This is a genomic window from Comamonas aquatica NBRC 14918 (assembly GCF_000739875.1).
GTDB lineage: Bacteria > Pseudomonadota > Gammaproteobacteria > Burkholderiales > Burkholderiaceae_C > Comamonas > Comamonas aquatica.
This window is the reverse complement of the sequence record NZ_BBJR01000056.1, coordinates 37104-43245: the sequence shown is the minus strand read 5'-3', so window position 1 is coordinate 43245 and position 6142 is coordinate 37104. Positions and strand designations below refer to the sequence as shown.

Annotated in this window: 8 protein-coding genes and 1 pseudogene; 1 reads left to right on the top strand and 8 read right to left on the bottom strand. The window is 62.7% G+C overall.

The window, feature by feature from the left end:
* Positions 1–7: 7 nt before the first annotated feature.
* From CA2_RS13545 to lexA, 5 genes and pseudogenes are all read right to left on the bottom strand, one after another.
* Positions 8–472, bottom strand: a pseudogene (locus tag CA2_RS13545) (IS5 family transposase); the annotation flags it as partial.
* A gap of 266 nt (positions 473–738) precedes the next feature.
* Positions 739–1206 (bottom strand): universal stress protein, encoded by a 468-nt coding sequence (locus CA2_RS13540; RefSeq protein WP_042418252.1) that lies wholly within the window; start codon positions 1204–1206, stop codon positions 739–741.
* Positions 1207–1570: 364 nt separating this feature from the next.
* A complete protein-coding gene (locus CA2_RS13535) occupies positions 1571–1750 on the bottom strand; it encodes a hypothetical protein (RefSeq protein WP_042418249.1) in 180 nt (59 codons plus the stop codon).
* A gap of 155 nt (positions 1751–1905) precedes the next feature.
* The gene (locus CA2_RS13530; RefSeq protein ID WP_156106060.1) at positions 1906–2169 is read right to left on the bottom strand and encodes a hypothetical protein; all 264 of its coding nucleotides are present in this window, start codon (positions 2167–2169) and stop codon (positions 1906–1908) included.
* Between the two features lie 105 nt (positions 2170–2274).
* On the bottom strand, positions 2275–2946 hold the full coding sequence (lexA, locus tag CA2_RS13525) for a transcriptional repressor LexA (RefSeq protein ID WP_042418243.1): 672 nt from the start codon (positions 2944–2946) through the stop codon (positions 2275–2277).
* Positions 2947–3018: 72 nt separating this feature from the next.
* On the opposite strand from lexA, the gene CA2_RS13520 reads away from it, so the two are divergent.
* Complete coding sequence (locus CA2_RS13520; protein WP_042418240.1) at positions 3019–3975, top strand: asparaginase; 957 nt, start codon at positions 3019–3021, stop codon at positions 3973–3975.
* Positions 3976–4128: 153 nt separating this feature from the next.
* On the opposite strand, the gene adk is transcribed toward CA2_RS13520, so the two are convergent.
* From adk to CA2_RS13505, 3 genes are all read right to left on the bottom strand, one after another.
* On the bottom strand, positions 4129–4785 hold the full coding sequence (adk, locus tag CA2_RS13515) for an adenylate kinase (protein ID WP_042418237.1): 657 nt from the start codon (positions 4783–4785) through the stop codon (positions 4129–4131).
* A 404-nt stretch (positions 4786–5189) separates the two neighbouring features.
* Complete coding sequence (gene kdsB, locus CA2_RS13510; RefSeq protein ID WP_174435619.1) at positions 5190–5951, bottom strand: 3-deoxy-manno-octulosonate cytidylyltransferase; 762 nt, start codon at positions 5949–5951, stop codon at positions 5190–5192.
* 5 nt (positions 5952–5956) lie between these two features.
* A complete protein-coding gene (locus tag CA2_RS13505) occupies positions 5957–6139 on the bottom strand; it encodes a Trm112 family protein (protein ID WP_042418233.1) in 183 nt (60 codons plus the stop codon).
* Between the last annotated feature and the right edge of the window lie 3 nt (positions 6140–6142).

Genomic DNA, 6142 nt, shown 5'->3' with positions numbered 1-6142 from the left:
CGATTCAAATACCCAGATGCACCTTGCGCCACTGGCGGCGGCGCTCGGCACCGTGCTTTTTGGTTTTCCACTCACCTTCGCTCAAGAACTTGATGCCCGTGGAGTCGACCAGCAGGTGCAAGCCTTTCTCGCTTGCTCGGTAGTGCACCTGCACATTCAAGCTCTTTTGTCTGCGACACACCGTGCTGTAGTCGGGCACTGACCAAGGCAGGCCTGCCATACGCAATAGCGATTGCACCAGGCCCAGTGTCTGGCGCAAGGGCTGCCCAAACAAGCCCTTGATGGTCAGGCAAAACTGGATGGCCGCATCTGAGAACTTCTGGCAACGACCACGCTTGCCCCTGGGCTGGGCCAGCCACTGCATGTCCTTATCCAGCCAGATGGTCAGGTCTCCTCGCGCTTTCAACGCTGCGTTGTACGCCTTCCAGTTCGTTGTGCGGTACTTAACCCGACCCCAGCTCATCTCACTCATCTCCCGAGCCTACCTCACCTGCGACCGGCATTTATGCAACAACGCCGTGTCGCAACGAAAGAATGGGTATGTACCGTGCAATGACTGTGCTGTCCGTGATCGGCGTACTGGCAGCGCTGTATTTTCTCTAACAGTACGGCATGTACTGAGCGAGCGTGGCCAGGTCGTCGTGAAGCGGGCTTGGGCGGACGCCTTGCAGGATGGTGAGGCCCACTGCCGACACCATCAAGGTCGTGCAATCGGCGGTACGGGGATCGTGCCCGGTGCTAGGTTTTTTTACGCTCTTTGGGAACTGCGCGGTGGACCAGCACGTGAATGCTGGAATGTGTCAGCACCTTCTGGGTTTCGCTGCCCAGCAACAGTTCGCTGATTCCCTTGCGTCCATGGGAGGCCATGCAGATCAGGTCGCAATCCAGGTCCTGGGCCTGCTTGACAATGGCACGGTATATGGAGGCGCTAGCCGTGCGGACCGTGGCGCAGGGGACGTTTTGCTCGCGCGCTAAGTGTTCCACGAAGTGCAAGGCTTTGTCTGCGTACTTCTGCACATGTGCATCAAATTCTGCTGCGTTGATGGTCAGTAAGGCTTCAGCACCATAAATCAGCGCGTTGTAATCCGGCATCACATACAGGGCAGTGACCTTGGCGCCCAGTTCATGCGCCAGGCGGATGCCCGAGCGCACTGCCTCCTTCGAGAGTTCGGAACCATCGGTGGGGATCAGCAGGTGTTTGAACATGTCCAGCCTCCTGGGTGGCGCGAATGCTGCGTTCCAGACAATCTATGCCAAGGCGGGTGTTCCAGCAATCCATGGCGCAGTAGGACGGGACACTGATGCTGTGCCAGTGCGGCGGCAGTGGTTGGGTATGGGCAATGGGGTGGAGCGCTCCACCAGTGTGTAGGGGGCGACCCTAAAGGTGCTTGCCAACTGTACGTGGCAGCAGTATTGCGATGTTATGTGGCTATGTAGGTGCATCTGTGCTGCAAACACATTGTTGCAAGACTGCGCAGCACTTCAGCAGGCATGCAGCGCATCCAGCTTGCTGTATTCCAACTTAGACGTGCAAACAGGCCAATCTCCCAAAGCTGGTGAGCACCGAATGCTATGGATTGGAGAGTTTGGCGACCTGTGCGTTGAGCAATGGCAGGTTGGCCTTGGCGCGCGCCCAGGTCAGGCGCACGTCGGTTTTCTCCGCGGTGCGGTAAATGAAGCTGCGTCCCATCAGGCCACCGCTGCTGGGCAGCGTGGGTTGGCGTGGTGTGGAAGAAGGTGTGTGGCTCATAAGTCCTCCTGTCCGGGCAAGTCATGCAGCAGTTTCATCAGCTTGCGCAGGCATGACACATGTTCGTGTGGGCGTGGGGGCTTGTGTTGGCCGGTCTGGCGATGTTTCTTGTCAGGCGTTTTCCATCGTGCATTGCCAGCCAAGGGCGATGGCCATCAGTTGGCTGCGCAGCGCAAGCGGTGGCGGGCCTCCTGGGCTGCCAATGCTTCCAGCGCCGCACAGACGTCGGCCAGCTTGCCAGACAGGGCAAAGCGTGCCCTGTCGGTATCCTTGGGGCGGCGCATCAGGCGGACGTTGCCGTGGCAGGCGCCGCTGGCTGGCAGCGGCGTGGTGAGCGCATGAAACTGGTCCTGGTTGCTGGCCACCCGGGGGCGGCAGGTGGATCTGGGCAAAGGCAGTTCACAGTGCAGCGTGGTCATGGTCGATTCCTTGGGGTGGTTGCAGTCAATTACAGGCGATGGCTGTCACTGCCGCTCTCGAAAGGCAGCATAAGCATCCGAAGAAGCACTGGGCGGTGGGTGGTTTTAGAGCAGAAGGCTGTTGCGGATCAGTCCGACCGCCAACCCTTCGATGGCGAAGTTGTCTTCTTCGCCAACCTGGATGACGGGGTATTCCGGGTTTTCCGGCAGCAACTCAATACCGTGGGCCGATTTGCGCAGGCGCTTGACGGTCACTTCGTCGCCCAGGCGCGCCACCACGATCTGGCCGTTGCGTGCATCGCGTGTGGATTGCACGGCCAGCAAGTCGCCGTCCAGGATGCCCGCGTCGCGCATGGACATGCCGCGCACCCGCAGCAGGTAGTCCGGCTTGGTGGGGAACATGCTGCTTTCCACGGCAAAGCTTTGGTCGATGTGCTCTTGCGCCAGAATGGGAGAACCGGCGGCCACACGCCCGACGAGGGGCAGCAGCAGGGGTTGCATGGCAGTCATGGGCAGATCGAAGTGCGTGCCCCGGGCGGCATTGATGTGGCGCACAGCATCGCTGACGAGGCGGATGCCGCGCGAGGTGCCACTGACCAGTTCCAACACGCCCTTGCGCGCCAGGGCCTTGAGGTGTTCCTCGGCCGCGTTGGCGGAGCGAAAGCCCAGGGTGCGCGCAATTTCAGCCCGGGTGGGCGGTGCGCCGGTGCGGGCAATCGCGTCCTGGATAAGATCCAGAATCTGCTGTTGCCGTGGGGTGAGGGGGGTGTGCTCCATGCCAGTCCTTGTATGGATAACTGATGTTTTATCCAGTACCTGTATTTTTAACCAGTTTTGTGAGGGCCGCAAGTGTCTGAAGGCAGAAAAATCGCTATCTTGGGAACGGGGGGCACCATTGCTGGCCTGGGGGATGCGCAGGGCGGTGGCGTGGGCTACCAGGCGGGGCAGCTGGGCGTTGCGCAGCTGCTACAGCCGATTGCGGACCAGGCAGTGCCCCAGGGGTGGTCTCTGGAGCTGGAGCAGGTGGCGCAACTGGACAGCAAGGACATGGATGTCACCGTGTGGCTGCAGCTGGCCCGGGCCTGCCAGCGTTGGCTGCTGCAGCCTGAGGTGGCTGGTGTTGTGATCACGCATGGCACGGACACCTTGGAGGAGACGGCTTGGTTTCTGCAGTGCGTCCTGCAACCGGCCAAGCCGGTGGTGCTGACCTGCGCCATGCGCCCGGCCACGGCCTTGTCCGCCGACGGGCCCGCCAATCTGCGCGATGCCCTGGCTTGCACGGCGCAGGGCCGGGCCGGGGTGTGGGCGGTGGCGGTCGGGGAGGTGCACAGTGCGCAGCAGGTGCACAAGGCCCATCCCTACCGTGTGCATGCTTTCACCTCTGGCGAGGCAGGGCCTGCGGGGTGGGTGGAGGAAGGTAGTGTGCGCTGGGTGGGCGGTAGCGAGGCCACCTTGCCGTATGCCGCTGCATGGAAGGCATGGCCGGTGGCCGACGCCTGGCCCTGGGTGGAAATTGTGACCAGCACGGCGGGAGCGCGCCCGGCGGCGGTGGATGCACTGGTGGCGGCCGGGGTGCAGGGGCTGGTGGTGGCCTGTACGGGCAATGGCTCGGTGCACCAGGCGCTGCAGCAGGCCTTGAAGCGCGCGCAGGACCGTGGGGTGCGGGTCTGGCGCAGCACGCGCTGTGAGCAGGGACGGATCGTGCTGGCGCAGGGCGAGGAGGATTCGTTGGTCAGCCCACTGAGTCCGCTCAAGGCCCGCATCAGCCTTATGCTGGAATTGCTCCAGCAGGCGCACCAAGCCTAGGTGTTGGAGGCTTGTGCGGCCATGCGGGCGCGCGTTGACTGCTATCTATCGGGATGATTGGCCGCCAGGGCTTTCGGGCACAAAAAAGGCTGGTGTTGCCACCAGCCTTTTATTTTTTGCGCGTGTGGAGCGTACTCCGCAGCAGTAGCCTGATCAGGAAGACAGGGCTTGCAGTGCGCGGGCGGTGATGTCTTCCACGCTGCCCATGCCACTGATGGCACGGTACTTGGGGGCAGCGGCGGCATCGGCCTTGGCCCAGTTGCTGTAGTAGTCCACCAGGGGGCGGGTCTGGCTGCTGTACACATCCAGGCGCTTCTTGACGGTTTCTTCTTTGTCGTCTTCGCGCTGCACCAGGTCTTCACCGGTCACGTCGTCCTTGCCTTCCACCTTGGGTGGGTTGAACTTGACGTGGTAGGTGCGGCCTGAGGCGGGGTGGCTGCGGCGGCCGCTCATGCGCTCGATGATCGCATCGAAGGGCACGTCGATTTCCAGCACGTAGTCCAGCTTCACGCCGGCGGCCTTCATGGCGTCGGCCTGGGGGATGGTGCGGGGGAATCCGTCAAACAGGAAGCCGTTGGCGCAGTCGGGCTGGGCGATGCGTTCCTTGACCAGGTTGATGATCAGATCGTCGCTGACAAGCTGGCCGGCGTCCATCACGGCCTTGGCTTGCAGACCCAGGGGGGTGCCGGCCTTGACGGCGGCGCGCAGCATGTCACCGGTGGAGATTTGGGGGATGCCGAACTTCTGGCAGATGAAGGCGGCTTGTGTGCCTTTGCCGGCGCCGGGTGCGCCCAACAAAATCAGTTTCATGGAGATCCTCGATATGTAGAAATTCTTGGCGGTGCAACGGCTTTTCTGCAACCGGAAAAGGCTGGCGGCAACCGCTGATATCCGTTCAAGGATAGCACGCGCGCCCTTGTTGATGACTTACAAATCGGGCACGACGGTCCTCGGTGCAGACCCGGGGTGGCGGCTGCCGTGCGGCTTGACAGCGGCGGCAGACAATGCTTGCGGATTATGTGCAAAGCCTGGGGTGGTCATGAAAGCCGTGCATGTCTTGTACAAGACAGGATGTGGCTGATCTGCAAAACAGGAGCGGTCAGCGCTGGGTTGATGGCGGTTTGCAGGTCGAGTGATCTGCAAAGCCTTGGCAACCGTGCGCTAACTGCTCTTATTTTTCGTTCAATTTTCAGAAATTTCTGAAAATTGATGGCTCAAGACGGCTGTAGCAGGGCGCGCACGCGCGCCAGGTCTTCCGGCGTGTCGACGCCGGCGCCTGGGGCCTGCAAGGTCAGGTGCACAGCGATCTGGTGGCCATGCCACAGCGCCCGCAGCTGCTCCAGTGCTTCCACGCCTTCGGTGGGCGCGGGCGTGAGCTGCGGAAAGCTGCGCAAAAACCCTGCCTTGTATGCGTATATACCCACGTGGCGCAGCGGCGCGAAGCTGCTGTGCGCATCCCACCACTGGGTGCCGGCCTGGTCGCGGTGGAAGGGGATGGGCGCACGGCTGAAATAGCTGGCTAGGCCCTGGGCGTTGCACACCACCTTGACCACGTTGGGGTTCAGGTAGTCGTCCCGGCTGGCAATTGGGTGGGCCGCCGTGCCCATGCTGGCATTGGGCGAACGGGCCAGCACCTGGGCCACAGCGTCGATCAGGGCCGGGTCAATCAGGGGTTCGTCCCCCTGGACGTTGACCACCAGGTCGTTGCCATCCAGGCCCAGCAGGGTGCAGGCCTCGGCCAGGCGGTCGCTGCCGCTGGGGTGGTCGGCACGGGTGAGTACGGCGTCGATGCCATGTGCTGCGCAGGCCTCGGCAATCAGCGGGCTGTCGGCGGCCACCACCACGCGCTGGGCGGCGCTTTGGCGGGCCTGCAGGGCCACGCGCACTACCATGGGCAGGCCGGCGATGTCGGCCAGGGGTTTGTTGGGCAGGCGGCTGGAGGCCAGGCGGGCCGGGATCAGGACGGTGAAGCTCACGGCGCTCAGGCCTCCAGCTCGCTGTCTTCCAGGGGGCGCGCCTCGTTCTCCAGCAGGATCGGGATGCCGTCGCGCACGGGGTAGGCCAGGCGGGCGCTGTGCGAGATCAGTTCCTGGCGCTCCTTGTCAAAGCGCAGCGGGCCTTTGGTGACGGGGCAAACCAGGAGTTCAAGCAGTTTGGGGTCCATGGG